This window comes from Brachybacterium fresconis, from assembly GCF_017876515.1.
GTDB classification, from domain to species: Bacteria; Actinomycetota; Actinomycetes; order Actinomycetales; family Dermabacteraceae; genus Brachybacterium; species Brachybacterium fresconis.
Genome location: NZ_JAGIOC010000001.1, coordinates 1,965,739 through 1,991,662, shown reverse-complemented (window position 1 = coordinate 1,991,662; position 25,924 = coordinate 1,965,739). Strand labels below are relative to the sequence as shown.

The window sequence follows — 25,924 nt, the reverse complement described above, 5'->3', positions numbered from 1 at the left end:
GCCGGTCCCCAGCGTCGACCTCGGCCCGCGATACGGCGAGGACCCCACTCCCACGCTGGAGAGCGACGACCACGGTCACACGTCCGTGCCCACCTCAGGGCCCGACCAGTGCGACGGTCCGGCAGCACCGGGCACCCGCTCGGTCACCCGACGTCCGTCAGCACCCTGCCCTCGGCCCGGTATCCGGCGCCGATCACACACCGGCCGGGCGCGGGCCCCGCCGGGTCAGGCCGACGCGGCGGCCTTCGCAGCACCCGGCAGCGCGTCGGCGATCCGGTCCAGCACCTCCGGGGTGTGGGCGGTCGAGACGAACCAGGCCTCGAAGGCCGACGGCGGCAGGTACACACCGGCATCCAGCATTGCGTGGAAGAACCGGGTGAACGCCTCGGTGTCCTGCATCTTCGCATCGTCGTAGCCGGTCACCGGCTGCTCGCGGAAGAACACGGAGAACAGGGTCCCGGCATTCTGGATCACATGGGGAACGCCTGCTGTGGTCAGCGCATCGGCGACCATCTGCTGCAGAGCCCGCGAGGTCGAGGCCAAGGTCGCGTACGCCGTCTCGTCCAGCTCGGCGAAGGTGGCCAGACCCGCGGCCGTCGCCAGCGGATTCCCCGACAGCGTGCCCGCTTGATAGACGGGTCCGGCCGGAGCCAGCAGACCCATCAGATCCTTCCGTCCCCCGAAAGCGCCGACCGGCAGGCCGCCGCCGATCACCTTGCCGAAGGTCATCAGATCCGGCGTCCAGCCCTCACCGTCGACCCCGTAGTAGCCCTCGCGGCTCGCCCGGAATCCGGTGAGCACCTCGTCGCTGATCAGCAGGGCGCCGCTGGCGTGTGCGGTCTCGGCCAGGAAGCGGTTGAAGCCGATCCCGTCCTCCTCGCGCGGCGGCACGACGCCCATGTTCGCCGGCGCCGCCTCGGTGATCACCGCGGCGATCTCCCCGCCCCGCGCAGCGAACAGGGCCGAGACGGCCGCGCGGTCCCCGTAGGGGAGCACGACGGTGTCGCGGGCGGTCGCGGCGGTCACCCCGGCCGAGCCGGGCATCGCGAAGGTCGCCACGCCGCTGCCGGCCTCGGCCAGCAGAGCATCGACATGCCCGTGATAGCAGCCGGCGAACTTCACGACCACATCACGGTCGGTCGCGGCCCGCGCCACCCGCAGTGCGCTCATCGTCGCCTCGGTCCCGGAGTTGACCAGGCGCAGCTGCTCGACCGGCGCGATCCGGGAGACGACCTCCTCGGCGAGAGCGACCTCCCCGGACTGCGGGGCGCCGAAGGACAGCCCGCGCCCCGCGGCGTCGCGCACCGCCTCGACGACCGGCTCATGAGCGTGGCCGAGGATCATCGGCCCCCACGACCCGACCAGATCCACGTAGTCGCGGCCGTCGGCATCGTGCAGCAGCGCGCCCTGCGCGGAGGTGAGGAACGGCGGGGTGCCGCCGACGGAGCCGAAGGCCCGCACCGGTGAGTTCACGCCCGAGGGGATCACCTGCTGGGCGCGGGAGAAGAGATCGGCGGAGACGGTGGTGGCATCGGCGGGGGTCATCGGGTGCTCCTCGGGTCGTCGGGTCGGGCAGTCTCGGGTCGAAAGATCTGGGGGTGAGAGCTGGTCAGGCCGGAGATCGTGAGGCCAGAGGTCGTCAGGCCGGAGATCGTCGGGGCGAGTGTCACAGGAACTCGCGCAGGTGGTCGGGCAGGCCGTCGCAGTACCAGCTCGCGACCTCGCTGGCGTAGTAGGTCAGCACCGTCGAGGCACCCGCGCGGCGGAAGGCCAGCAGCGACTCCAGCACGGTGCGGTCCCGGTCGATCCAGCCGTTCGCGGCCGCCGCCTCGATCATCGCGTATTCGCCGGAGACCTGGTAGGCCCCCACCGGCACGGGCGAGGCCGCGGCGATCTCCTTCAGCACGTCGAGATAGGGCAGGCCGGGCTTGACCATCGCGAGGTCCGCGCCCTCGGCCAGATCCAGCTCCAGCTCGCGCAGCGCCTCCTGACCATTGGCGGGATCCTGCTGGTAGGTGCGTCGATCACCCTGCAGCGAGGAATCGACCGCCTCGCGGAAGGGTCCGTAGAACGCCGAGGAGTACTTCGCGGTGTAGGCGTAGACCGCGGTCTCCAGATGCCCGGCGGCGTCGAGGGCGTCGCGGATCGCGGCGATCTGACCATCCATCATCCCCGAGGGGCCCAGCAGGTGGGCACCCGCCTCGGCCTGAGCCAGCGCCATCTCGCGGTACCGCAGCAGCGTCGCGTCGTTGTCGACGCGCCCGTCGGTATCGAGCACCCCGCAGTGGCCGTGGTCGGTGAACTCATCCAGGCACAGGTCCGCCATGATCACCGTGTCATCGCCCAGCTCGGAGCGCAGACGGGCCAGCGCCCGATTCAGGATGCCGTCCGGATCCGTCGCCCCCGAGCCGACGGCGTCCTTGTGCTCGGGCACGCCGAACAGCATCACCCCGCCGACGCCGCGCTCGCTCGCCTCGGTCGCCGCGCGCACCAGGGAGTCCATCGTGTGCTGGACGACGCCGGGCATGGAGGACACCGGCGTGTTCTCCGTCGCTCCCTCCCGCACGAACATCGGCAGCACCAGGTCCGCAGGTCGCACGGTGTGCTCTCGCACCAGCGAGCGCATCGCGGGGGTGGATCGCAGCCGACGGGGGCGGTCGATCGGGGTGGGGCCGAGGCGGTCCGGGACGGTCATGAGGAACTCCTTCGCACGGAGGGGCGGGGTGGGCGGGTCGGGCAGGGGGAGGAGCGACGAGAGAGCGCAGGATGGTTCAGGAGCAGGATGGTTCAGCAGCAGGGTGGTTCAGGATTTGCGGGAGGACAGCGCGGACAGCACCGCGCCGACGAGCGCGTCATCGGTCGGGGCCTCGGCCTGCACGGGGGCGGGGAGGCCGGCCGCGCGAGCGGCTCCATCGGTGGGTGCGCCGATCGTGACCACGGCGGTCGACTCGTGCACCCCGACGGAGGCCGCGGCGCGGGCGATCATCGGACTGGTCAGCACGATCGCGGCGTACTCGCCGCGGCGCAGGGCATCGGCGGTCGCGGCCGGCAGGGGCACGGTCTCGGGGCGGTACGCGATGACCTGCTCGAGGCGATAGCCCTTCGCCGCCAGCCCCTCGGGAACGGTCGGGGAGGCGGCGGCCGAGGCGGGCAGCAGCACCTCGCCCGTCCCGTCGGCCACCGGAGGCATCGCCCCCACCAGCGCCGCGCCGGACCCGTCCGCGACCAGGGAGGCCGGGGCGCCGGCGGCGGCGAGAGCCTCCGCGGTGCCGGTGCCGACGGCGACGACCTGGGTGGTCGCCGGGACGACGAGACGCGGCGCGCTCCCCGCGTCCGACGCGGCCAGGAGCGCCTCGACCGTCGTGCGGGAGGTGACCACCAGATGCGTGTACGCCCCGGCGGCGAGCCGCTGGCAGGCACCGGCCAGCTCCGTCCCGCCCTCGAGCGTGAGATGGACGAGCGGCCGATGCTCGACGCCCAGGCCCTGCCGCTGGAGCAGGGTCACCAGGGCGTCCGCACGCCCGGCCGGTCGGGTGACCAGCACGGGGCGGGGCGGCGTCGGCATCGGGGCGCTCATCGGCTGATCAGTCCTTCGCCTCGGCCAGGATCTGCCCGGCGCCGCGCTCGAGCAGATCGTCGGCGAGCTCGGTGCCGAGCCGGAAGGGCAGCGAGTCCTGCCCGGAGGCGGCGTCCTCGGCCGGGTCGAAGGCGACGCGCGCGGAGCCCTCGACCACGTGGGAGCCGTCGGGCCGGATCGCGAGCGCCCGCAGCCGCAGCTCATCCCCGAGGATCTCGCCGTAGGCGCCGACCGGGGCGGAGCAGCCCGCCTCCAGCGCCCGCAGCAGCGCCCGCTCCGCGGTGACCGCGGCGCGGGTGACCGGGTCGTCCACGGCGGCCATCCGCGGCCCGAACCAGGCCGGGGCGGTATCCGCCGTGGCGCCGTCCAGCGCGGCGACCGTGGCCTCGACCGCCAGCGCACCCTGGGCCGGAGCGGGGAGCATGATCTCCACCGGCAGCAGCTGGCTGATCACCGCCTCGCGGCCCACCCGCTGCAGGCCGGAGGCGGCCAGCACCACGGCGTCGAGGTCCGCGTCCTCGCCGAGGGCCCGGGCGAGGCGGGTCTCGACGTTGCCGCGGATCGCCCGCACGTCCAGATCCGGGCGGGCGCGCAGCAGCTGCGCGGCACGGCGCGGGGAGCCGGTGCCGACGCTCGCGCCCTCGGGCAGCTCATCGAGACTCAGTCCGTCGCGGGCGCAGAGGGCATCGCGCGGGTCCTCCCGGGGCGGGATGCATGCCATGCGGATGTCCTCCAGCTCCGCGGTGGGCAGGTCCTTGCAGGAATGGACCACCACATCGACCGTGCCGTCCAGCAGCGCCTGGCGCACGGCCGTGACGAACACGCCCGTGCCGCCGATCTGGGCGAGCGGACTGGTGCGGTCGATGTCGCCGTGGGTGCTCACGTGCACCAGCTCGACCTCCCGGCCCGTGCTCTCCACCAGGGCCTCGCCCACCTGTCCCGACTGGGTCAGGGCGAGGGCGGAGGCGCGGGTGCCGATCCGCAGCGGGGCCAGGCCTCGCGGGTCCTCGGTGTGCTCCTGTGTCGTCATGAGGACACTCCCGCCGGGGCCGCCTCCCGCTCGCGCAGGTGCGCCGCGATCTCGACGAGGGTGTTCACGCTCTGCTCGGCCGGCACCGCCCTGCCGGCGTCGACCTGACAGCAGTTGTGCCCGCACACGTCCTCGACCGCCCCGAGCTCGGTGACCGCGACCCGCTCCCGCGAGGGGTCGAGGTGCTCGGCGACGATGTCCCCCAGCGCGGCGATGAAGCGCGGATCGGTGCCGGAGGTGGCGACGCGGCGGAAGGCCAGCTGCTTCTGCTCGGCGGTCTCCTTCGCCTCGGTGTCGAGGTCCCAGATCACCTCGACGTGGTCGGTGACGAAACCGATCGGCACCACGACCACCGCCTCGGCGGAGCCGTCCTCGGCGACGCGCTCGATGACGTCGTTGACGTCGGGCTCGAGCCACGGGGTGCGCGGGGAACCCGAGCGGGACTGGTAGACCAGCTCCCACTCCGGCTCGACGGGCAGATCGTCGTGCAGCTGGTCCATGACGTAGCGGCAGGCGGCCAGGTGCTGGCGCACGTACCAGTCGCCCTGCTCCTGGTCGCCCGGGGTGACCGGTCCGGAGGCGTCGTTCATGGCCGTGGGGATCGAGTGGGTCGAGAACAGCACGCGCACCTGGTCCGTGTCGTGGCCGGCGCGCTCGAGATCGCTCAGCGCCGTCCGCACCCCGTCGACGACCGGGGCCAGGAAGCCGGGGTGGTTGAAGTAGGAGCGGGACGTATCGATGGTGACCTCGTCCAGCAGGTCGGCCTCGTCCAGTCGCCGCGCGAAGTCCTCGCGGTACTGGCGGCACCCGGAATAGGAGGAGTAGGCGCTGGTGAGCAGGGCGAGCACGCGGCGGTGCCCGTCGGCGTGCAGCGAGGAGAGCGCATCGGCCGTGTACGGCTCCCAGTTGCGGTTGCCGAAGTAGATCGGCAGATCGATCTCGCGGGAGGCGAGCTCCGTCCGGAGCGCCGCGATCATCGCGCGGTTCTGCGCGGTGATGGGGGAGCGGCCGCCGAGGGCGCGGTAGTGGCCGGCGACCTCCTCGAGGCGCTCATCGGGCACGCCGCGGCCGGCGGTGACGTTGCGCAGGAACGGGATCACGTCGTCCTGCCCCTCGGGGCCGCCGAAGGAGGCGAAGAGGATCGCGTCGTACTGGGTCGTATCGAGCGGGGGGATGGTCATCGGTGGTGTTCCTCCGGGAACGGGTGGGTGGCGGCAGGGGGCTCGGGCGAGCAGAGGTTCAGGCGAGCAGCTCGGCGACGTCCTCGTGGCTCCCGAGCCGGCGTCCGGTGTGGAAAGGCAGCTCGTCGCGCACGTGCAGACGGGCGTCGGAGTAGCGCAGGTGGCGCATCATGTCGACCAGGTCGTGGAGGTCATCCGCCTCGAAGGAGAGCAGCCACTCGTAGTCGCCGAGGGCGAAGGCCGCCACCGTGTTGGCGTTGACCTGCGGGTACTCACGGCCCAGCATCCCGTGCTCGCGCAGCATGCGATGGCGCTCGTCGTCGGGCAGGAGGTACCAGTCGTAGCTGCGCACGAAGGGGTAGACGGTGATCCACTGCTTCCGCTCGCTGCCCGGCACCATGTAGGAGGGCACGTGGCCGCGGGCGAACTCCGCCATCCGGTGCACGCCGACGCCGGCCCACTCGCGATGCAGCCAGGTGCCCGGCAGGGACCGCTCGAACTCGCGCAGCGCGGACTGCAGGGCGGCCGGCTCGTCGGCGGCGAGCCAGAGCATCAGATCGGCCTCGGCCCGGAAGCCGGAGACGTCGTAGAAGCCCAGGATCTCGGCCCCCTCCGCGTCCATCAGTCCGGTGACGTCGCCGAGGGCGGCGGTGATCTGCGCGGCGGTGACCTCGCCGTCCTCGGTCAGGCCGGAGATCCGGCGGAAGACGGTGTAGCTGGTGTAGCGGGTGGTCGTCGCGAGCTCTTCGGGGGAGGTCATGAGCGGGGTCCTTCCGTGGTGGATGAGTCCGGAGCGGATGGGTCGATGGCGGCGGAGTCGGCGCGGACGATCGCGTCGATGCCGGTGCCGGCCCGCCAGGAGCCGACGAGTTCTAGGGTGCGGGCGGACGGGAGCGCGGTGAGCAGCTCGCCGAGGGTCTCGAGGGCGGCGCGATGGCCGGGCCGGGCCTGGCGCATCGCCCGGTCCCAGTCGATCACACGCGCGGCGCGCAGCTGCTCGGGACCCAGCTCGGTGCCGAGGATCCGGGAGGCGTCGGCGAGGGCGAGGTCGACGATCTCCTCGCGCGGGGGCAGCTCCTCCCCGGGTCGACCGTAGGACAGCCGCACCACGTGCGGGCTCGCGGCCGACGGCAGAGCCGTTCGGGCCAGGCGCTGGACGTGGGTCCACTTGGCGCTCGCGTGGGTCAGGGCCTTCGCCCGGATCCCCGCGGTGCCCGGCGCGACCAGGGCGCCGGTGCCGGAGGGGAAGGCGTCCAGCGCCGGGGCGTCGAGCACCAGCACGGCCAGTCGCACGGCGGCCGACGGGGCCTGCGGGATCGCCTCGGCGATCGCCCGGAGGTCTCCGCCGGCGGGCGCCAGCAGGTCATGGGCGGTATCGGGCGGGCAGGCGAGGACCAGGCGGTCCGCCGTGAGGCTCTCGTCGCGATCGGTGCGCACCACCCAGCCGGCCTCCGAACGCTCCACGGCGCGTGCCGTGACGGAGGTGCGGACGATGCCGCCGGCTGCGAGGATCTGCTCCCGCAGCGCCTCGGGCAGGGCGGCGAGGGTGGGGGCGAGGGAGTGGACGCGGGTGCCGGCGCTCGCGGTGCTGCCGCCGCGCAGGCGGCGCACGGCCGCGGTCAGCGAGCCGTGCTCGGCCAGACCCGCGCTGAGCGGAGGGGACGCGGCGGCGAACTCGAGACGCGCGGGATCGGAGGAGTGCACCCCGCCGACGATCGGGGCGACCAGGCGCTCGAGCACCGCGGGCCCGAGCCGCCGGGCGACCACCTCGGCGACGGTCGCACCGGGCCGGGCGCCGATGGAGGCGGGCAGGAACCGCTCCAGGCTCGCGCGCAGGGCGGCCCGGGTGCCGAGCACGGCCCGGACGTCGGTGGCCAGCGGATCGCCCGGGATGCCGAGGACCGATCCGCCCGGGGCGGGGTGCACCCCGGCGTCGGAGACCACGCGGCTGCCCAGGCCCTCCCGCGGGGCGACGACGAGCTCGGCCAGGCCCAGCTCCGCCACCAGGGCGTCGACCGCTCCGGAGCCGGTCGCGTACGCCTCCGCACCCGCGTTCAGCGCGAGGTCCGCGGCGGCGTCCTCGCCCGGGAGCTCGACCGGTGCGATCGCGCCGCCGATGGTGCCGGTGGCCTCGAGCAGCACCACCCGGTGCCCGGCGCGCTGATGACGACGCGCGGCGAGCAGCCCCGCGAGGCCGCCGCCGACGACGAGGGTGCGCTCGCTCATGCCCGGTGCGCGTCCTGCTCGTGCAGGAAGCTCACCAGGTCGGTCAGGACCTGCGGATCGGTGTCCGGCGGGACGCCGTGGCCGAGGTTGACCACGTGGCCGCTCGCCCGGGAGCCGGCCGCCAGCACGGAGCGGGCCTCGTCGAAGCGGGCCTGCTCGGAGGTGAACAGCACGGCGGGGTCGATGTTGCCCTGGATCGGGGCCCCCGCGGGGAGGACGTCGAGCGCCTGGTCCAGACGCAGACGATGGTCCACGCCCATCACGGTCGCCCCGGCCTCCCACATCTGGGGCAGCAGATGCGCGGCGCCCACCCCGAAGTGGATGCGCGGCACCGGCAGATCGGCGACGCGGGCGAGGGCCGCGGCCGAATGCGGCTGGACGTGAGCGGTGTACATGTCGGCGCCGAGCGCGCCCACCCAGGAGTCGAACAGCTGCACCGCGGAGGCCCCGGCCAGCACCTGGGCGCGCAGGAAGCGGCCCGAGAGCTCGGAGACCCAGCGCGCCAGGCGCTCCCACACCTCGGGCCGCGAGCGCATCAGGGCGCGGGTGCGCAGGTGGTCTCGGCTGGGACCGCCCTCGACCATGTAGCTGGCCACGGTGAAGGGAGCACCGGCGAAGCCGATCAGCGGCGTGGTGCCGAGCTCGGCGACCGTCAGCCGCACGGCCTCCCGGATCGGGTCGAGCGCCGCCTCGTAGGCGTCGTCGAGCGGGGGCAGGGCGTCGACGTCGGCCTCGGTGCGGATCGGGTGGTCGAAGACGGGGCCGACACCGGGCGTGATCTCGACGCCGAGGCCCGCCTGACGGGCGGGGACCACGATGTCGGAGAAGAAGATGCCGGCGTCGACGCGATGGCGGCGCACGGGCTGGAGGGTGATCTCCGAGGCCATCTCGGGGCGCACGCAGGAATCCAGCATCGTGGTGCCCTCCCGCAGGGCCCGGTACTCCGGCAGGGAGCGACCGGCCTGTCGCATGAACCACACGCTGGGGGTGTCTGCTCGGTCACCTCTGAGCTCTCGCAGGAGCGAGGCGTCGGCCACACCGCCCTCGCCGACGGGTCGCGCGGCGGGGTGCCCGGGAGGCAGCGCGGAGGCGCCGTCGGGGGCTGCATCGAGGGTCGAGGAGGCGGCCGCTGCGGAGTCGTCAGGAGTGCTGCCACCGCGTGGGCCTGCGGCGATCCCGGGTTCTGACACGCGTCGCGAACTATCTGACGCAATGTCGGCAAAAGGTGGCTCTGACGTGCTGTTCTGTGTCATGACGCACCCATTGTGCACATGCTTCCCGAGAGGTCGAGCCGGCCCCTTCGGCGCTGCGGCGGGCGGGCCTAGACTGCGATCATGCTCGCCGCTCTCCGTGCCACCCATGAGCATCTCGATCTCGAGGTGCTCGACGCCCTGACCCGGGATGCAGGCACCCTTCCGGCGGTCATCGAGCAGCTCCAGACCGAGCGGGCGGAGGCGAGCGGCGCCGCCCCGGTGGTGGCCGGCCAGGTGGTGGTCAGCACCTGCAACCGCCTCGAGGTCTACCTCGACGTGGACCGCTTCCACGAGGGCATCGATCTCGTGATCGACGCGATCGCCCGCACCAGCGGGCTCGAGCGCGACGTGGTCTCGCTGTGCTTCGACGCCGCGATGGACGCCCCCGTCCCCCAGCACCTGTACGAGGTCACCTCCGGACTGCGCTCCCTGGTGCTCGGCGAGGCCGAGATCGCCGGTCAGGTGCGCCAGTCCTACGAGGCCGCCCGTCGCGACGGCCGCACCACCTCGATGCTCCACGACCTCTTCCAGCACGGTTTCCGCTGCGCGAAGCGGGTCGCGACCCAGGCTCCCGTCGGCGCCGCCGGACGCTCCGGCGCGGCGGTCGCGGTGCAGCGGGCCGGTGTCGAGCTCGGCGGCTTCGAGTCCCGCACCGTGCTGATCGTCGGCACCGGGGCCTACGCCCGTCTGGGGCTGGCCGAGCTGGCCCGGCGCGGCGTCACGGATCTGCGGGTGTACTCCCCCTCGGGGCGCGCCGCCGGCTTCGCCGAGCGCCATGGCGCCGAGGTCGTCGCCGCGGACGGCCTGGATCGGGCGCTGCGCGAGGCGGACCTGGTGCTGGCCTGCTCCGGCCGCGGCACCTCGCTGTTCCCCGAGCAGTTCCTCGGCGCCGGACGCACCATCGTGCTGGACCTCGCCCTGCACTCCGACCTCCACCCCCTGGTCAGCCACCTCAAGGGCGTGACCGTGCTGGGGCTCGGCGATCTCGCGGTCGGGATCGGGGCCGGCGACGACCCGGCGCTGACCGCGGCGCGCGAGATCGTCGAGGAGACCGCAGAGGCCTTCCGCGCCCAGCAGGAGGTGCGCCGCATCGATCCCGCGATGGCCGCCATGCGCCGCGAGGTGGCCGACGCCGCCGACGAGGAGATCGACCGGCTGCGCCGCGACGTCGCGGGAGAGACCGCCGACGTGCTCGACCGCAGCGTGCGCAGGATCCTCGCCAAGGTCATGCACCACCCGGCCGAGCGAGCCCGGCACCTGGCCGAGGCCGGCTTCGCCGATGCCTACGTCGAGGCCTTCCACACCATCTTCGGGATCGACATCTCCTCCGGGGCCACGGGCGACGGCACCAGCGGGCCCGTCGGCACCAGCGGGCCCGACGGCACGAGCGGGCCCGACGGCGTCGTCCCGGCCGGGTGGATGCGGGTGGACCGCACGGTTCCGCCGCAGCTGACCGGCCAGGAGCTGGGGACGGATGCCCCGCGGATCGATGATCTGCGCGCGCAGGCTCCGGCGACGGTCCCCGTCGCGACCCTCGCCCGCCTCGCGCTGCGCGAGGGGCACTGCCCGGCCGGGTTCGGCCCGGGCGACGCCGATCCCGGCACCGGCGGGCGCGTCAGTCCCGACGCCTGAACAGGCCCCGACGCGGGGGTCGGTCCTGCTCGGTGCGGCGGGTGCGCTCCAGGGGTGCGGTCCCCGGTGACGGCTCGGCCTCGGCCTCGGCCTCGTGCTCGTCGATCTCGATCCGCAGCCCGTCCTCGTCCACCCAGTCGTCGGTCCAGCCGACGTCGGACTCGTCGCGCGGGCGGTAGCGGCGGCGCGGGCCGAGGACGCCCTCGACGTCCGCCGGCTCGATCTCTTCCGGGGCGGAGACCTCCTCCCCGCGATGCGGGACCGGGCAGGTCCAGAAGTACGGGCATCCCGGGCAGCCGGCGGTCTCCTCGTCCGGGGTCGCCTCGCGTTGTATCTGCACGCCGTCGAACTGCTGCAGCATGCGCAGACGCGACTCGTAGGGATTGATCTCCATGGCCTGCCCAGACTACTGCCCGTGGGCGCAGGAGCGGCCCGTAGGATCAGGTCCGTCCCCTCCTCCCCGTCCCCGCAGGAGCCCCGATGAGTTCCCTGAGTCAACCTCTATGCCGCGAGGTCGGTGGTTTGGTGTGTTCTGTCCGTTCTGCGGGTCTCGTGGGTGAGGGGGTCGTAGCAGGCACCGTCGCGCCAGCAGGCGTAGATGATCCGCAGCCAGGAGCGGGCGAGGATCCGCACGGCGTGGGGGTGTCGTTTGTTCTGTTCGCGGGCGGTGTCGTAGATGTTTCTCGCCCAGGGCGAGTCGTGTCGGGAGTTGTCGGCCCAGCGGACCAGGGCTTGCCGCGCGCGACGGTTGGTGGCGTAGCGGAACACGACCGCGCGGGACTTGCCCGAGGCGCGGGTGACGGGCACGACGCCGGCCTCGGCGGCGAGCTGGTCCGCGCTGGCGGCGTGCTCGAGCAGCGGGCCGACCTCGCCGATGATCTGGGCGAGGTTGACGGTCCCCACTCGGGGCAGGGCCTCGATCAACGCTGCCCAGGGGTGGGCGGCCAGAGCGGTGTCGATCTGGGTCTCGAGGTCGTCGATAGCGGTCTTGAGGGCACGGATGACCGCGACCTGTGCCTGCACCAGCGCGGCGATCGTCTCCTCGCCGAGCCGCGAGGCGGGCGCGGGTGCCCCGCGGAGTCTGGCCACCAGGTCAGTGGGATCGACCCGTCCCGAGTAGTGCTGTCGGGCCAGCCAGTCCCGCATCCTCGCCGGCGCCAGGTGCCGGGCCCTGGAGGGGGTGGGGAATCGGTCGCAGAAAGCCAGCGCGATGTCGGAGTCCAGGCTGGAGAACACCGCGCCGGCGCCGGGCCAGTGCTCGGCCAGCAGGGCGTCGAGCTGGTTGGTCGCCGCGACGCGGGCGGTGACTTGATCCTCGCGGGCGCGCACCAGCGCCTGCAGTTCAAGCGTCGCCTGCTCGATCGGGCGCAGGGTCCGCAAGCGGTGCCCGTCGGTGCGGAGGTAGTCGGCGAGCTTGAACGCGTCGCCGGGATCGTCCTTCGCGCGGGCCGCGCCCCAGCGGGGCCGGACCGCGTTGAACGCATTGGGGTGGACCGGGACGACCGGGTGCCCGGCGCCCAGGAGCCGGTCGACGGTCAGTCCGCGGGTGGTCTCAATCGCGACCGGCAGCTCGCTGGGCGTGTCGTGGGTGGCCAGGCGGGCGAAGGTGGCTCGAAAACCTTCCTCGGTGTGCTGGCAGGGCCAGCGATCGATCATGTGGCCCTGATCATCGATGACGGCGACCGCGTGGGTGGTGTTGCCCCAGTCCCATCCGACATACATGCGCGTACTCCAGAACTCTCGAAGGAGCACCGCTCGGTGGAGGCCACCTGCCGGAAGCTCACTGCTCGGCCCTCGAAGGGGCATGTTCCTGACGCCGATCAGATGGCCTCGGCCCGGCGGGGCCGGCAGAACTCATCGCGGCCGTCGAACGGCTCGCACTCTTGGCCGTGCACCCACCGGGACCGAGTGGCCACGACCCTACCGAACAAGGCCGCACTAAGGATGGTGCACCAGTGAGCACCCCGCAGCAGCGCATCCACGCGGCCACCCGTCGCCTGCTAGACCTGCTCGAATCCGGCGAGTCCCTCTCCCCGGAGGCGGTCGAGCTGCGGGCCGAGCTCGGCGAGGCGACCGCCGAGGCGGGGCACCTCGAGGACGCCTTCTACCAGGTCGACGAGCTGCTGAAGGACGCCCAGCGGGAGCACGGGCCCGACCACGGGACCGTCACCCGGGCCCGCGCCGCCGTGGCCGCGGTCGAGGAGATCGCGCGGCGCAGCGTCGAGGGATCCTGACCCGCCGTCCCCGTGCTCGGTCCGGTGCGGTTCACCAGGTGAAGCCGCCCGCGGCCAGCTGGGCATCGACGCCGTCCTGCATCGTGGCGGCGTAGGTGCCGGTGAGGTGGTCGCCGTCGAGGAAGACCATCACCTTCCCGATGACCGGGGAGCAGGTCCCGTTCGGACAGACCAGGGGGACCGGATCGACCGGCACCGCCGCCTCACCGACCGTGCTCAGCAGCTCGGCGTCGGGCCGGGACTCGGTCAGCGGCGCGGGCAGCGGGACCTCGCAGGAGGCGGCGTCGGCGCCGTGCTCGGCCGCGCACCCGGCGGGATCGTCCTCGAAGCGCGGCAGGGCGCGCACGGCCAGCACGGTGGTCCCGCGCCCGGTGATCGTGGGCAGGGTCGTATCCATCCCCGGGGTGAGCGTCTCGGCCCCGTCGTGGCCGAAGGTGGTGGTGGCCAGGGCCACGGTGTCGGGGTCCACGCGGTCGAGGTAGTCGGCGGCGGCCCGGGAGAAGGCGTCGCAGTCGGGGCTGATCTCGGCGTCCGGCGCGAAGGTGCAGCCGCCCTTCCACAGCGTCACCAGGGTCCAGCCCTCCCGCTGCGCGAGCTCGATCAAGGAGGCGGAGAACTGCTCCATGCGGGAATCACCGACGCTGACGATCACCGGGGCGTCCGCGCTCGCCCCGGGCACGACGCGGCACAGGGCACCGAGCTGCTCGGTCTCCGACCCACGGGGCGCCAGCTGCCCGGAGCACTCCTCCTCGCCGCTGACCCAGTCCTCGCCGACCAGGGCGGCCGTGGGGATCACGGCGGCCGACGGGTCCGCTCCGGGTGCGGGCTCGTAGTCCGTCTCCAGCACCCGGGCGCCGGGGTTGTCCGCCACCGCCTGCGTCTCCGCGGCGCGCTGCCCGGCCAGCAGGTACTGCTGGGCGCCGATCACCGGGGCGAGGCCGATCACCAGGGTGGCCATGGCGACGAGTCCGGAGCGTCGGGCGCGGGCGCCCGCCCAGGGCCAGCGTCGGATCGGGGTGTCCACCAGGGACGTCAGCAGCCACGCGATCGCGAGCGAGACCAGGATCAGCACCAGGCCGTCGAGCAGTCCGGCGCGCGGCTTCCCGGTGTGGGCCAGGTACAGGGTCAGCAGCGGCCAGTGCACCAGGTACAGGGCGTAGGAGATGTCCCCGAGCACCTTCGCGGGGCCGGTGGCCAGCAGATGGTCCACGGACAGCCGATGCCCCGTGGTGCCGACGATGAGCACCAGGGCCGCGGCGGCCAGGGGCCAGGCGGCGATCCACCCGGGGAAGGCCCCCTGGACGTCGATCAGCAGCCCGCAGGAGACCAGACCGGCGATCCCCAGCCAGCCCGCCACCACGCGCGGTGCCACAGCCGCACCGGTTCTCGCGCGGCGTCGGCCCCGTCGGTATCGTCGGTCTCGTCGGGCGGCGCTGCGGGACTCCCACCAGGGCAGCAGCAGGCCCAGCAGGCTGCCGGCGGCGAACTCCCACAGCCGGGTGAAGGTGTCGAAGTACGCGATCTGCTGCTGGGTGGCGGTCGAGTGCACCGACCAGGCGAAGGAGGCCACCAGCACCGCTGCGAACGCCACGGCCAGCACCGGCCGCACAGGGCGGCGCAGCAGCCGCGCCACCACCACGGCCAGGGCGATCAGCAGCGGCCAGGCCAGGAACACCTGCCCCTGGATGGACAGCGACCAGAAGTGCTGGAAGGGGGAGGGGCCGGCCGCGTCGGCCGCGTAGTAGTCCACCCCGCGTCGGATCAGCACCCAGTTCTGCACGTGCAGCAGGGATCCGGCCGCATCGGTCAGGGCGGGCATCCAGCGCTGCGGCGGCAGGATCAGCCAGACCCCGGCCAGGGTCGCCAGCGAGACCACCGCCGTCGGCGGCAGCAGCCGCTTGAAGGTGCGTGCCCAGTAGGCGAGCGGTCTCGTCGCCCCGCCCCGGTCGATGACCCGCAGGAACGTTCCGACCAGCAGGAACGAGGAGATGAACAGGAACACGTCGACCCCGCCGGAGACCCGGTCGAACCACACGTGGTACAGCACGACCAGGCCGATCGCCAGGCCGCGCAGCCCGTGCAGCTCCGGCCGGAATCGTCCGGCGTGGGTCGCGGCGGTGCCCGGGACGTCGGGACTCATCAGGGCGCGGGCCGGTCAGCCGCGCAGGAACGCGGCGGCCGCCTGCTGCAGCAGCAGCGGGTCGGCCGTCGCGCACATCTCTCGGGCCGAATGCATCGACAGCAGGGCGAGGCCGACGTCGATGGTGGTCATACCCAGCCGGGTCGCGGTGATCGGTCCGATGGTGGATCCGCAGGGCATCGCGTTGTTCGACACGAAGGTCTGGTGGGGCACCCCAGCGCTCCCGCAGGCGGCGACGAAGGCCGCGATCCCCACGGCGTCGGTGGCATAGCGCTGCTGGGCGTTGATCTTCAGCATCGGCCCCTCACCGAGGCGCGGCCGCGTGACGGGGTCGTGGCGCTCGGGATAGTTGGGGTGGGCGGCGTGGCCGGCGTCGGCCGAGAGCACCATCGAGGAGGCGAGCACCTGGCGGCGGGAGGCCTCGTCGCCGCCGAGGGCCGCGTGCATCCGCACCAGCACGTCCTCGAGGAAGGGGCCGCCGGCGCCGGAGCGGGAGGAGGAGCCGACCTCCTCGTGGTCGTTGGCCACCATCAGCGCGATCGGCGCCGGTCCCGGGGACGTCGCCGAGGTGGTCCCGTCGCCGGCGGCGACGGCGATCAGCGCCTGCAGCCCGGCGTGGACGGAGGTGAGGTTGTCGAGCCGGCCGGAGGCCAGGAACTCCTCGTGAGCGCCGAACAGCGCCGGGGCCTGGGAGTCGACCGTGACGATGTCGAAGCCGACGATGTCCGCGGCGCGGACGCCGGCCTCCGCGGCCAGCAGCTCCATCACATCGGCCTCGCCGAGGGCGAGGATCGGCTGCAGGTGGCGCTGCGGATCCAGGCGCAGCCCCTCCTGGTTCACGGCACGGTCCAGGTGCACGGCGAGCTGGGGGACGCGCAGGATCCCGGGCGTGGCCACCAGGGTCGTGGTGCCGTCGGCCAGGGCGAGCCGCCCGGCCAGGCGCAGCTCGCGGTCCAGCCAGGAGTTCAGCAGCGGGCCGCCGTAGATCTCGACGCCCACCTGGGCCAGACCCTCGGCGCCCAGCTCCGGGTTCGGCTTCAGCTTCAGGGCGGGGGAGTCGGTGTGGGAGCCGACGATCCGCCAGGGGGTGGTGGCATCGGCGGAGGTCGGGGTCGACCAGGCGATCAGGGAGCCGTCACGGACCACGTAGCGGTCCCCGGCGACGTCGGCCGCGGACCAGGGGGCGGTCTCCTCCAGCGCGGTGAAGCCGGCCTGCCCGAGCCGCCGGACGCTCTCGCGGACGGCGTGGAAGCTCGAGGGAGAGGCGGTGACGAAGTCCCCGAGGTCTGCGGCGGTGGTGCGGGCACGGGGTGAGGGCGCGGCGGCGGAGAACGGAGTCACGCGTTCATTGAACCATCACCGCAGCGCTCTCAGCAGGTGTCGATCTCGTACAGGCGCACGTCACCGACCCGGTGGACGAGGTCGAAGCCGGGGGTGTCCTCGGTGATGCCCTCGAAGCCCAGGTAGCCGGAGTCCTCGATCTTGTTGCCGCCGAGGCGGTGCTCCTCGAGGTCCAGGTAGTACAGCGGCTGGTCCGCGGGCAGGGCCGCGCAGACCCGGGGGTCGGAGGCGATGTCCTGGAAGTGCGCGTCGACGTACTTCTCCTCGGGGGTGCGCTTGACGGTCATGTAGATGCGGGAGACCTCGCGGTCGCCGAAGGCGTAGGCCAGACCGCCGCCCTCCCAGGGGTCGGTGATGACATAGCCGTCCTCGGGCACGTGCTCCGACAGGTCCTCGAACATGGCGAACTCGGGCCCGGAGACCAGATCGGCGAACTCCCAGGTGCGGTAGGCATCCGAGACGGTCTCGAAGCGCGCCTGGACGTGCGGGTCGCTCGAGACGTGCCAGGACAGCGCGGTCGAGGCCAGCACCCCGACCACCAGGGCGGCCGCGGTGGGAAGCGCCGTCGGGGTGCTCTCCCCCTCGGTCCGACGCGCCCGCCGGGCCGTGACCAGGCGACGCAGCCCCCGCAGCAGCGTCTCGACACCCGCCACGACCAGCGGCACGGCCACCAGGGTCACGACCGCGGAGGTGCGGAAGTTGTCGCGGTACAGGAAGCCGGACAGCAGGTTGCGCCAGAAGACGTCCTGTGCCGCCGAGGAGGCCCAGTAGACGGCCACCGGGCCCAGCATCGCCGGCAGCACCAGGGAATCGCGGCCCCGTCCGAGCAGGGCGCCGAGCAGCCCCAGGGTGCTGAGCACCACGATCAGCGGAAGCGTGAAGCGCTCCATCGCCCCGCCGAGGAAGGCCTCGCCGAGGGCCTGCGGGGTGGACTGGAACGCCGTCCAGGGGGCGGTGTCGGTGCTCGGGGCCATCGTCGCCCACACGGCCATGATGCCGACCGCCACCACCATCAGCACGGCGGCCCGGCCCAGGTCCATGGCGGGGACGGTCCGCAGGGACCAGCCGCGGGAGGCGTGGCGCGATCTCGAGCCGGCGGGTCGGCGCAGGGAGTCCAGCACCGGGCCCCGAAGCTGCCGGACCAGGGCGAGGACCGTGATCGGCAGCGCGATGATCAGCCCGGCCAGCGCCGCGCCCGGGTGGGCGATGCCCACGCCGATGCCCATCACCGCGATGATCGCCGCGATCCGCACGGGGGAGGCCAGCAGCGAGCGGTCGAGGGCGAGATGGATCAGGACCGCCGCCAGGGCGGGCGCGGCGGCGAGGCCGAGGATCGTCGGGTACACCAGCCCCCAGTCCAGCAGCACCAGGGGGAAGCCGGCGAAGGCGAGGGACAGCGGACCGGTGACCAGACGGGCCACGATCCCGGGGCGCACGAGCACCTCGATGAGCAGCCACACCGACAGCGGCCAGACGCCGAGCACCGTCACCAGGGTCAGGGCGTGGACGGTCTGGGCGAGCCCGAGCCCGCTGAGCTCCTGGACCAGCGCGGCGGCGGTGTGCCAGCTGTTGGGGTACACGGCACCGCGCAGCAGCTGCCCGGTGTCGAAGGGGGTCGCCTCACCGGTGCGGACGATCGACTCGATGGCGTTGAGGTGGAAGGCGTTGTCGTACCGCTGGGCGATCGTGGTCGGCGCGACGAAGGCCGTCAGGAACAGCGGCACCAGGAAGAGCAGGGCGATGACCTGGCCGATCAGATACTGCCCTGCCGCCGCCGCGGACAGCGGCGACCAGCGCGCGGTCCGCCGGCCCCAGGGGGTCGCGAAGGACCACACCGCGCAGACCCCGGCACCGAGCACGGTGGTCGCCAGCATCCACAGTGGACCCCAGGAGGAGTCGACCACGGCGGCCAGCAGGGTCGAGATCGCCAGCAGCGCCAGCGACACGGGCGGGGCGGCGACCAGCGCCGTCGGCCACGAGACGCGGCAGCACAGCAGGGCCGCTGCCCCGGGTGCCACCAGCAGCGCGACGGCGACGAGCACCCCGGGGATCACGTCGGTCCACATATCTGCTCATCCTGTCATGCGGCGGGGGCGGGAAAACTCTCGGTGAGCTGCTCGGTCACGGGGGTGACGAGGACGCTCTCGACGAAGGTGCGGGTGAGGTGGTCGTCGTCCATGTAGACATAGGACTCGCCCAGGATCGGGGAGCACCGACCCTGCGGGCAGATCGACGCGCCGAGGTCGACCAGGGCGAGACGATCCTCGGCCCCGGGGAGCTCGGCGAGGGCGGCGGCGGGGTTCGTCGGGGCCAGCTTGTCCGCGGCGTCGGCCCCGCAGGCGGCGTCGGCATCGGAGGGAGCGCCGCCCTCCTCGATCACCGCCTCCGCGCAGGCGAACTGGTCCTGCTCCCAGCGCGGGGTGTCGCGCACGCCGATCACGCGCACCTCCCGCTCCAGCAGGGCCCGGACCGCGGGCGCGGTGCCCTCGGGCATCCTCTCGTCGCTCTCGCCGCCGCCGTCCCCGAGCCCGGTCCGGGTGACGGTGGTCAGCACGAGCTCGGGGGAGTGGGCCTCGACGTAGTCCAGGACGTACTGGTCATAGCCCTGGCAGTACGGGCTGTGCTCCACCTCGGTGGTGAATCCGCAGGCGTCCATGGAGAGGTTCACGATCTGCAGGTCGTGCTCGGTCGCGTACGGGATCAGAGCGGGGATGAACTGTCGGGCGTGGGAGCTGCCGACGACCACGATCGTGCCGTCGGCGGAGGCGTCGGCGGGCAGCAGCTGCTGGCAGTTGACGTTGTGGAAGTCCTCCGCCGGGGCCCAGGGCCCGCCGCAGCGCTCGGGCAGGTCGGGCCACTGCGCGCCGAGCTGCCAGCCGTGGGGGAGGATCTCGGGCGGGGCCTCGGTGGCGACCTCGGTCGCGGCCTCGGTGGAGGGCAGGTCCTGCGCGGCGGCCACCGGCGTCGACGGTTCGGCGCGGTTCAGCCCGATCCACCAGCCGCCGGCGGCGACGGCCACCAGCGCGAAGCTCGCCGCGACCGCGGTCAGCGCCCGACGGGGCCGGGCCTCGAGCCAGACCGAGCGGCGCACCGGCGCGTCGACCGCACGGGTGATCAGCCAGGCCAGCAGCACCGAGCCGGCCAGCACCGCGAGCCCGTCCAGCAGCCCGGCGCGCTGCTGTCCGCTGCGGTGCAGCCACATCACCAGCACCGGCCAGTGCACCAGGTACAGGGCGTAGGAGATGTCCCCGACGAAGGCGGCCGGTCTGGTCGAGAGCAGGGCGTCCACGCCCCAGCGACGCCCGGAGTGCCCGGCGACCACCACGGCCCCGGCGGCGGCCAGCGGCACGATGGCGATCCAGCCGGGGAACATGGTCGAGACGTCCAGCACGATGCCGCAGGCCAGCAGGGCGGCGATGCCCGCCCAGCCGAGCAGGGCGCGCCCGGTGCGCAGCCGTGGCGCCTGCCCCTCCTCGGGCCGACGGGCACCGGTGAGGCGGTCGATCGTCGGCAGCGCGAGGGCGAGCAGGGACCCGGCCGCGAACTCCCACAGCCGGGCGGCGGTGTCGAAGTAGGCCACCTGCTGATGGGTCTGGGTGGTGATGATCGACCAGGTCAGCGACGCCGCACCGATCACGAGCAGCAGGGCGATCAGCGGGCGGCGCACGCTGCGGCCACGACGCGCCCGGCGCACCACGAGCAGGAACAGCAGCGGCCACACCACGAAGGCCTGGCCCTGCACGCTGAGGGACCAGAAGTGCTGCAGCGGCGAGGCGCCGCCGGCGTCGCGGGCGTGGTAATCGACCTGCAGGAACACCAGCAGGGCGTTCTGCACGTAGGCGGCCGAGGCCACGGCCTCCTGCATCACCGTGGGCCACAGCGAGGAGGGCAGGAAGGCGGCGGACCCGGCGAGGGTCAGCAGGATCGTCACCGCCGCGGGCGGCATCAGGCGCTTGAAGGTGTGCAGCCAGTAGCGCGGCACCCCGAGAGGACGTCCGCTGTCCAGACGGCGCACGAAGGTGCCGGTGAGGAAGAAGGCGGAGAGGAACAGGAAGACGTCGACGCCGCCGGAGACCCGGCCGAGCCAGATGTGGTAGATCGCCACCAGGCCCAGGGCCACGGCGCGCAGGCCGTGCAGCTCGTGGCGGAAGACGGGACGGGTCCGCGGCGGTGCCGGCGCGGATTCCGGGGCGCCGGGCGCCGCGGACTCCGAGCCGGCGGCAGCGGAGGTCCCCGGGCCCGCATCGCGGACGGGTCGCCAGGTGCCGGAGACGGAGTCGGCGGTGGACCAGGCGTCCTCGGCCTCCCGCTCGGCGTGGGCCTCCCGCGGCCCCTGCAGCCAGTCGTCGAGGGAGGAGGCGGTCGAGGGCAGGGGACCGGCGGTCCACGCGGCCAGGCCGGAGCGGGCCGGGGGCGCGGACGGGTGCGCCGATGATTCGGAGGCGAGGTCGGGCTCCGGGTCCTGGGTCCAGTCCTCGAGATCGTCGGCGAGCGGTGCGGCCGGCTGCTCCCAGGGCGAGGCGTCGGGCGCGAGGGCGCGCTCCAGGGCGCGCTGACGGGCCAGCTCCTCCTCGCTCAGCGGACGTGCGCGACGGCCCGCGCGGGGCGCGTCGGCGCCGCGGGCGGGGGAGCGGCCGGAGTGCGGGTCGGGGGGATCACCGGGCGAGCTGATCGTGGTCCCCTCCCGTCGATGTCGGCCCTGCCGCCGAGGGAACGGTCTCGTGGAATCCTCCCGGCGCTGCGCTGGATCCTAGTGGATCGAGGTGGATGCGGAGGTCTCGAGCGGGACCGTGGGACCATGTCCCGGTGACCGCTCAGAGTGCCGATCCCGCCCGCCCTGCCGACCCCGTCGATCCTGTCGACCCCCGGCCGGCCCCCTCGGGAGCGGGCTTCGAGATCTCCGCCCGCCATGGCCGCTCGGCCCGCGCCGGCGTGATCTCCACCCCGCACGGACAGATCGCCACGCCCGCCTTCGTGCCCGTGGGCACCAAGGCCACCGTCAAGGCGGTGCTGCCGGAGTCGATGAGCGAGCTGGGAGCGCAGGCGCTGCTGGCCAACGCCTATCACCTGTATCTCCAGCCGGGGCACGAGCTGATCGACGCGGCCGGCGGGCTCGGCGCCTTCATGAACTGGCCCGGCCCCACCTTCACCGACTCCGGCGGCTTCCAGGTGATGAGCCTCGGTGCGGGCTTCAAGAAGGTGCTGTCCAGCGAGTTCTCCGGAGGCGAGAAGGCCCGCACCTCCTCCGGGGAGGACGACGCGGTCGCCGAGGGCAAGGAGCGCCTGGCGCACGTGGACGACGACGGCGTCACCTTCCGCTCCTTCCTCAACGGCGACGTGCACCGCTTCACGCCCGAGGTCTCGATGCAGATCCAGCACGGGCTGGGGGCGGACATCATGTTCGCCTTCGACGAGCTGACCACGCTGATGAACTCCCGCGGCTACCAGGAGCAGGCGCTCGAGCGCACCCGACGCTGGGCGATCCGCTGCCTGGCCGAGCACGCCCGGCTGACCGAGGAGCGCACCCACCGCCCCTACCAGCAGCTGTGGGGCGTCATCCAGGGCGCCCAGTACGAGGACCTGCGCCGACGGGCCGCCCGTGACCTCTCAGCGATGGACTCGGGCGGGCAGGTCTTCGACGGCTTCGGCATCGGCGGGGCGCTGGAGAAGGAGAATCTCGCCGCCATCGTCGGCTGGGTCACCGAGGAGCTGCCCGAGGACCGACCCCGCCACCTGCTGGGCATCAGCGAGGTCGACGACCTGTTCGTCGCGATCGCCGCCGGCGCCGACACCTTCGACTGCGTCTCCCCGTCCCGGGTGGCGCGCAACAGCGCCGTCTACACCGCCACCGGGCGCGTGAACCTCACCGGCTCGCGGTACCGCCGCCGGTTCGCGCCGATCGACGAGACCTGCGACTGCTACACCTGCACCCACTACACCGCCGCCTACGTCCACCACCTGTTCCGCGCCAAGGAGATGCTCTCGGCGACCTTATGCACCATCCACAACGAACGGTTCGTGGTGCGCCTGGTGGACCGGATCCGCGCCTCCCTGCTCAGCGGCGACTTCGACGCGCTGCGGGAGGAGACCACCGGCGCCTACTACGGCTCCCCGCGGTGAGCCCGTGGTGAGCACGCGATGAGCGAGACGTCGGCCGCGACGCCGGACCCCGAGACGTCCTCCGCGGCGCCGGGAGCCGAGGGCCCGGACACCACCACGGCGATCGGGCTCGCCGTCGTGCTGCTGGCGCTGGCCGGGATCGCCGCGCTGGTGGGCGGTCAGTTCCTGATCGGGGCGCTGCGCCTGGCCGCCGGGATCCTGGCCGGCGCCGGAGCGGGTCCGGTGCTGCTGGTGCTGCTCGGCGCGCGCGGGCGCCGAGGATCGCGCCGCCTGCTCGCGGGCGCACTCGCGCTCGCCCTCGCCCTGGCCCTGACCGTCCCCGCCGTGATGGCCACCCGCGTCCCGCCGCTCGGGGAGGCCGCCTCGGCGAGCATCCCGGCGCTCGCCGAGGGGGACACGGTCCACTCCGTGCCCGCCGCCGACGCCCCGGTGCTCGTGCGCCGCGGCGACGGCACCGCCCAGCTGCTGCACCGGGGCACCGTGCACGAGGTCGACGCGAGCGCGGCGGACGTGCTCGCCCTCTCCGCCGACGGCACCCGGCTCATCGAGGTGACCGGCGGGCGGACCGTCGTCTCCGACCTCACCGGCTCGGGCCGCACCGGATCCGGCCCGGAGGAGATCGCCGCCGTCACGGGGATCCCGCTCGCCCTGAGCGAGGACCTGCTGGTCGTGCGCGAGTGCGAGGAGACCGACGCCGAAGCGTGCACCCTCAGCGGCTACGACCTCACCGCCGGCGACCAGCCGCGATGGACGCTCTCCGCCCCCGGGACCCACGAAGCCCGGGGCATCGACCCCGCCGGCGTCGAGGTGGCTGCCCGACCGGATGCGGCCCCGGGCCTGCTCGACGCCGTGCGCGCCACCGGCGTGCTGCCCGCGGTCCCGCTGCACTTCGATCCCGCCCAAGGATGGATCCAGCTCGACGCCGCGACCGGATTCCCCGTCGGCCGCGTGCTGGCCGACCCGGATCAGCCCTGCCGTGTGAGCGTGAACGGTCCGACCCCGCGCACCGACGCCCCCGTCGTGGTCACCGTCTGCTCCGCCCCCGACGGGGCCCTCACCGCCACCGCCCACGTCCGCGGGGAGGTGCTGTGGACCTCCGAACCGTCGCCGGCCGGGCAGTGGGCCGTGCACATCGACCACGGCCGGGTGCTCGCCACCGGCACCGAGGAGGACACCGGGATCAGCGGCGAGATCGTCGCGTCCGAGCACCGCGCGGCGTGGACCGAGCCCGGGGCGGGGGCGCTGGACGAGGCCGTCGAGGCCACCGTCCGGCTCGGGATCGACGGGGCCCGGATGGTTCGGGCCAACACCTCCGGACAGCTGGTCGCCTACGACACCGCCGACGGCACGAACATCTGGACGCTGCCGCTGTCGGCCCCCGAGGCCCCGGTCCACGGGACCCTCGAGAGCGATACCGCCGTGGTGCTCGACCCCACCGAGCGCACCCGCTCCCTGCAGCCGCGCGGCGCACAGCGACTGCGCGTCGTCGACGCCACCACCGGCACGGTCACCGCCGATGCCGTCGTGACCGATCCGGTGCGGTCCGTCCACGGGGCCGGGAACGGTCGAGCGCTGGTCACCGTCGGCGAGCAGACCCTGCTGCTGGGCTGATCGACGGTCCGGTCAGTCGGCCTGTTTGACCCACCGGCGAGCCATGGTGGATCCGACGATGAGTGCCGCTGAGACGACGAGCCAGTGCAGGGCCATCACGACGTATTCGATGATGGCGATGGTCATGAGGGCGTCACTGTCGAACTGCGCGCCGTTCTGGGCGATCAGACCGATGACGCGGGCGACCAGGTAGATCGCGAAGGAGAGCACGACCGTCGACCCGACGACGATCGCTCCGACTCGGCCTCGGCCCGCCGCTTTCACGGCCGCGATGATCGCGAGGACGAGCAGTGCCAGAGATACGAGGGTGACCAGTCCCAGGAAGAGCAGGAGCGCGAGCATGCTGATCCCGGCCGTCGCAGCGAGGGCATCCGGATCGGTGACCGAATCGGCGAGACCGACGATGAAGACCGAGACGATGACATTGCTCAACAGGTAGACGCCGCGGAGCGCCACGACGGCGATCGCGCCGATGAACATCCACTTCACCAGGCCGGCGGCCGCCGTCTTCCGCGAGACGGGGCTCACCGGAGGCGAGGAGAAAGCCCCCGCCGCTGGATCACCGGGGTAGCCGGCGCCCGGTGCCGGGGAGGACTGGCCCCACGGCGAGGCGGGGGCCGGGCTGGCCTGTCCCCACTGCGAGGGGGACTGCGGCTGTGGTGCGCTCTGCTGCGGGCTGGCGCCCCACTGCGGCGCCGCGGGCTGTTCGTCCTGCGGGCTCTGGCCCCACGGGGGCTGCGCGTTCGGGTCGCCCTGGCCCCACTGCCCCTGCTGTCCGTCGTGCGGTCCGTACCCCTGCGTCATGAGTCTCCCTCTGCCCTGCGTCGCGAGGTGCCGCGCGGCACCCCGGACCAGGCTACCGGTCCGACGTGCCGCACCTCGGGTGGGGTCCTGGCCGTGGCCGAGCGATCGTCCGCTCACCCCTGGGCTGTCGCCCACCGACGTACCATCACGGCGCCGACGATCAGCGCGGCGACGACGAGGAGGGTGCGGAGCACCTCGAAGATCGCATGGGCGAGGGACGAGTCGCCGTAGAACGCGGGGTCTCCGGCATCGCCCGTGACGAGGGTGGAGATCACGGAGCCGATCAGGTACAGCAGCGGCGAGAGCACCAGCGCGACGACGAGGATGATCGCCCCGATACGGCCACGGCCCGCAGCCTTGACGGTGGTCCAGATCGCGAGCACCAGCAGAGCCCCGGACAGCAGCCCGTTGACCGTTTGGAACAGGAGGTTCATGATGGCGCCGCCGGCGACGAGGACCACCCCGTCGTCGAACGTGCCGCTGCTGATCATCGCCGGGGCAGCGATCGCGGCGGCGACGCCGATCGCCGCGTCCAGCAGACGCACCACGATCACGATGATCACGGTGATCAGCATCCACGTGGTCAGCGTCACCATCGTGGAGGAGCGTCGCGTGTCGACCGGGGCGAACGCGAAGCCGCCATCCGTCGGCCCGGGCCCCGTGCGGGCCGCGGTGGTCCGTGACCAGGCCGGTGGCTCCTCGTGCGGCCCCTTCCCCTGCGTCATCCGTCGTCTCCCCCGTGCTGCGGATCGGCGCCGTGCGGCACCCCGGACCA

20 protein-coding genes are annotated in these 25,924 nt (G+C 73.4%); 4 read left to right on the top strand and 16 right to left on the bottom strand.

Features of this window, described 5'->3' with window-relative positions:
• Positions 1–225: 225 nt before the first annotated feature.
• The 8 genes from hemL to hemE form a co-directional block, all read right to left on the bottom strand.
• Positions 226–1,545: a glutamate-1-semialdehyde 2,1-aminomutase gene (gene hemL, locus JOF44_RS20685; RefSeq protein WP_245348902.1), complete on the bottom strand. Its 1,320-nt coding sequence runs from the start codon at positions 1,543–1,545 to the stop codon at positions 226–228.
• A gap of 121 nt (positions 1,546–1,666) precedes the next feature.
• On the bottom strand, positions 1,667–2,695 hold the full coding sequence (hemB, locus tag JOF44_RS09105; RefSeq protein WP_209890015.1) for a porphobilinogen synthase: 1,029 nt from the start codon (positions 2,693–2,695) through the stop codon (positions 1,667–1,669).
• Between the two features lie 108 nt (positions 2,696–2,803).
• On the bottom strand, positions 2,804–3,577 hold the full coding sequence (locus tag JOF44_RS09100; protein WP_209890012.1) for a uroporphyrinogen-III synthase: 774 nt from the start codon (positions 3,575–3,577) through the stop codon (positions 2,804–2,806).
• A 7-nt stretch (positions 3,578–3,584) separates the two neighbouring features.
• Positions 3,585–4,607 carry a hydroxymethylbilane synthase gene (hemC, locus tag JOF44_RS09095; RefSeq protein ID WP_209890009.1) on the bottom strand — a complete coding sequence of 341 codons (1,023 nt, stop codon included), beginning with the start codon at positions 4,605–4,607 and terminating at the stop codon, positions 3,585–3,587.
• Positions 4,604–5,788, bottom strand: a complete 1,185-nt coding sequence (locus JOF44_RS09090; protein WP_209890006.1) for a ferrochelatase — start codon at positions 5,786–5,788, stop codon at positions 4,604–4,606. Before JOF44_RS09090 ends, hemC begins: the two co-directional genes overlap by 4 nt.
• A 58-nt stretch (positions 5,789–5,846) precedes the next feature.
• Positions 5,847–6,548: a hydrogen peroxide-dependent heme synthase gene (hemQ, locus tag JOF44_RS09085; RefSeq protein ID WP_209890003.1), complete on the bottom strand. Its 702-nt coding sequence runs from the start codon at positions 6,546–6,548 to the stop codon at positions 5,847–5,849.
• A complete protein-coding gene (locus tag JOF44_RS09080) occupies positions 6,545–8,014 on the bottom strand; it encodes a protoporphyrinogen/coproporphyrinogen oxidase (protein WP_209890000.1) in 1,470 nt (489 codons plus the stop codon). The genes hemQ and JOF44_RS09080 overlap by 4 nt, the downstream gene beginning before the upstream one ends.
• Positions 8,011–9,051, bottom strand: coding sequence for a uroporphyrinogen decarboxylase (gene hemE, locus JOF44_RS09075; RefSeq protein WP_209895854.1), 1,041 nt, complete (start codon positions 9,049–9,051; stop codon positions 8,011–8,013). The genes JOF44_RS09080 and hemE overlap by 4 nt, the downstream gene beginning before the upstream one ends.
• A 297-nt stretch (positions 9,052–9,348) precedes the next feature.
• Here hemE and JOF44_RS09070 point away from each other — a divergent pair, with 297 nt between their 5' ends.
• Positions 9,349–10,899: a glutamyl-tRNA reductase gene (locus JOF44_RS09070; protein ID WP_209889997.1), complete on the top strand. Its 1,551-nt coding sequence runs from the start codon at positions 9,349–9,351 to the stop codon at positions 10,897–10,899.
• Here the strand turns inward: JOF44_RS09070 and JOF44_RS09065 are convergent.
• Both JOF44_RS09065 and JOF44_RS09060 read right to left on the bottom strand, forming a co-directional pair.
• Positions 10,883–11,293 carry a hypothetical protein gene (locus JOF44_RS09065; protein ID WP_209889994.1) on the bottom strand — a complete coding sequence of 137 codons (411 nt, stop codon included), beginning with the start codon at positions 11,291–11,293 and terminating at the stop codon, positions 10,883–10,885. The two genes, JOF44_RS09070 and JOF44_RS09065, sit on opposite strands and share 17 nt — an antisense overlap.
• A gap of 107 nt (positions 11,294–11,400) precedes the next feature.
• Positions 11,401–12,621: an IS110 family RNA-guided transposase gene (locus JOF44_RS09060; protein WP_209889991.1), complete on the bottom strand. Its 1,221-nt coding sequence runs from the start codon at positions 12,619–12,621 to the stop codon at positions 11,401–11,403.
• Between the two features lie 233 nt (positions 12,622–12,854).
• Between JOF44_RS09060 and JOF44_RS09055 the strand changes: the two genes are divergently transcribed.
• Positions 12,855–13,133, top strand: coding sequence for a hypothetical protein (locus JOF44_RS09055; RefSeq protein WP_209889988.1), 279 nt, complete (start codon positions 12,855–12,857; stop codon positions 13,131–13,133).
• 31 nt (positions 13,134–13,164) lie between these two features.
• On the opposite strand, the gene JOF44_RS09050 is transcribed toward JOF44_RS09055, so the two are convergent.
• The 4 genes from JOF44_RS09050 to JOF44_RS09035 are packed head-to-tail and all read right to left on the bottom strand — an operon-like array spanning position 13,165 to position 20,953.
• Entirely contained in the window at positions 13,165–15,273 is a 2,109-nt protein-coding gene (locus tag JOF44_RS09050; RefSeq protein ID WP_209889985.1) for an acyltransferase family protein, read from the bottom strand.
• A gap of 15 nt (positions 15,274–15,288) precedes the next feature.
• Entirely contained in the window at positions 15,289–16,614 is a 1,326-nt protein-coding gene (locus JOF44_RS09045) for a M18 family aminopeptidase (protein WP_209889982.1), read from the bottom strand.
• 29 nt (positions 16,615–16,643) lie between these two features.
• Positions 16,644–18,680, bottom strand: a complete 2,037-nt coding sequence (locus JOF44_RS09040) for a DUF6541 family protein (protein ID WP_209889980.1) — start codon at positions 18,678–18,680, stop codon at positions 16,644–16,646.
• Between the two features lie 14 nt (positions 18,681–18,694).
• On the bottom strand, positions 18,695–20,953 hold the full coding sequence (locus tag JOF44_RS09035) for an acyltransferase family protein (RefSeq protein WP_281067137.1): 2,259 nt from the start codon (positions 20,951–20,953) through the stop codon (positions 18,695–18,697).
• A 467-nt stretch (positions 20,954–21,420) separates the two neighbouring features.
• Between JOF44_RS09035 and tgt the strand changes: the two genes are divergently transcribed.
• Together tgt and JOF44_RS09025 are read left to right on the top strand one after the other, a co-directional pair.
• Entirely contained in the window at positions 21,421–22,734 is a 1,314-nt protein-coding gene (gene tgt, locus JOF44_RS09030) for a tRNA guanosine(34) transglycosylase Tgt (RefSeq protein ID WP_342591733.1), read from the top strand.
• A gap of 18 nt (positions 22,735–22,752) precedes the next feature.
• A complete protein-coding gene (locus tag JOF44_RS09025) occupies positions 22,753–24,345 on the top strand; it encodes an outer membrane protein assembly factor BamB family protein (RefSeq protein ID WP_245348901.1) in 1,593 nt (530 codons plus the stop codon).
• A 12-nt stretch (positions 24,346–24,357) separates the two neighbouring features.
• Here the strand turns inward: JOF44_RS09025 and JOF44_RS09020 are convergent, their stop codons facing one another.
• On the bottom strand, positions 24,358–25,149 hold the full coding sequence (locus JOF44_RS09020) for a hypothetical protein (protein WP_209889974.1): 792 nt from the start codon (positions 25,147–25,149) through the stop codon (positions 24,358–24,360).
• Positions 25,150–25,262: 113 nt separating this feature from the next.
• On the bottom strand, positions 25,263–25,874 hold the full coding sequence (locus tag JOF44_RS09015; protein WP_209889971.1) for a hypothetical protein: 612 nt from the start codon (positions 25,872–25,874) through the stop codon (positions 25,263–25,265).
• Positions 25,875–25,924 lie beyond the last annotated feature (50 nt).

Excerpts from the sequence above, each read along its gene's own strand:
- hemL (WP_245348902.1), bottom strand. The coding sequence starts at position 1,545 with ATGACCCCCGCCGATGCCACCACCGTCTCCGCCGATCTCTTCTCCCGC.
- hemB (WP_209890015.1), bottom strand. The coding sequence starts at position 2,695 with ATGACCGTCCCGGACCGCCTCGGCCCCACCCCGATCGACCGCCCCCGT.
- JOF44_RS09100 (WP_209890012.1), bottom strand. The coding sequence starts at position 3,577 with ATGAGCGCCCCGATGCCGACGCCGCCCCGCCCCGTGCTGGTCACCCGA.
- hemC (WP_209890009.1), bottom strand. The coding sequence starts at position 4,607 with ATGACGACACAGGAGCACACCGAGGACCCGCGAGGCCTGGCCCCGCTG.
- JOF44_RS09090 (WP_209890006.1), bottom strand. The coding sequence starts at position 5,788 with ATGACCATCCCCCCGCTCGATACGACCCAGTACGACGCGATCCTCTTC.
- hemQ (WP_209890003.1), bottom strand. The coding sequence starts at position 6,548 with ATGACCTCCCCCGAAGAGCTCGCGACGACCACCCGCTACACCAGCTAC.
- JOF44_RS09080 (WP_209890000.1), bottom strand. The coding sequence starts at position 8,014 with ATGAGCGAGCGCACCCTCGTCGTCGGCGGCGGCCTCGCGGGGCTGCTC.
- JOF44_RS09070 (WP_209889997.1), top strand. The coding sequence starts at position 9,349 with ATGCTCGCCGCTCTCCGTGCCACCCATGAGCATCTCGATCTCGAGGTG.
- JOF44_RS09065 (WP_209889994.1), bottom strand. The coding sequence starts at position 11,293 with ATGGAGATCAATCCCTACGAGTCGCGTCTGCGCATGCTGCAGCAGTTC.
- JOF44_RS09060 (WP_209889991.1), bottom strand. The coding sequence starts at position 12,621 with ATGTATGTCGGATGGGACTGGGGCAACACCACCCACGCGGTCGCCGTC.
- JOF44_RS09050 (WP_209889985.1), bottom strand. The coding sequence starts at position 15,273 with ATGAGTCCCGACGTCCCGGGCACCGCCGCGACCCACGCCGGACGATTC.
- JOF44_RS09040 (WP_209889980.1), bottom strand. The coding sequence starts at position 18,680 with ATGTGGACCGACGTGATCCCCGGGGTGCTCGTCGCCGTCGCGCTGCTG.
- JOF44_RS09025 (WP_245348901.1), top strand. The coding sequence starts at position 22,753 with ATGAGCGAGACGTCGGCCGCGACGCCGGACCCCGAGACGTCCTCCGCG.
- JOF44_RS09020 (WP_209889974.1), bottom strand. The coding sequence starts at position 25,149 with ATGACGCAGGGGTACGGACCGCACGACGGACAGCAGGGGCAGTGGGGC.
- JOF44_RS09015 (WP_209889971.1), bottom strand. The coding sequence starts at position 25,874 with ATGACGCAGGGGAAGGGGCCGCACGAGGAGCCACCGGCCTGGTCACGG.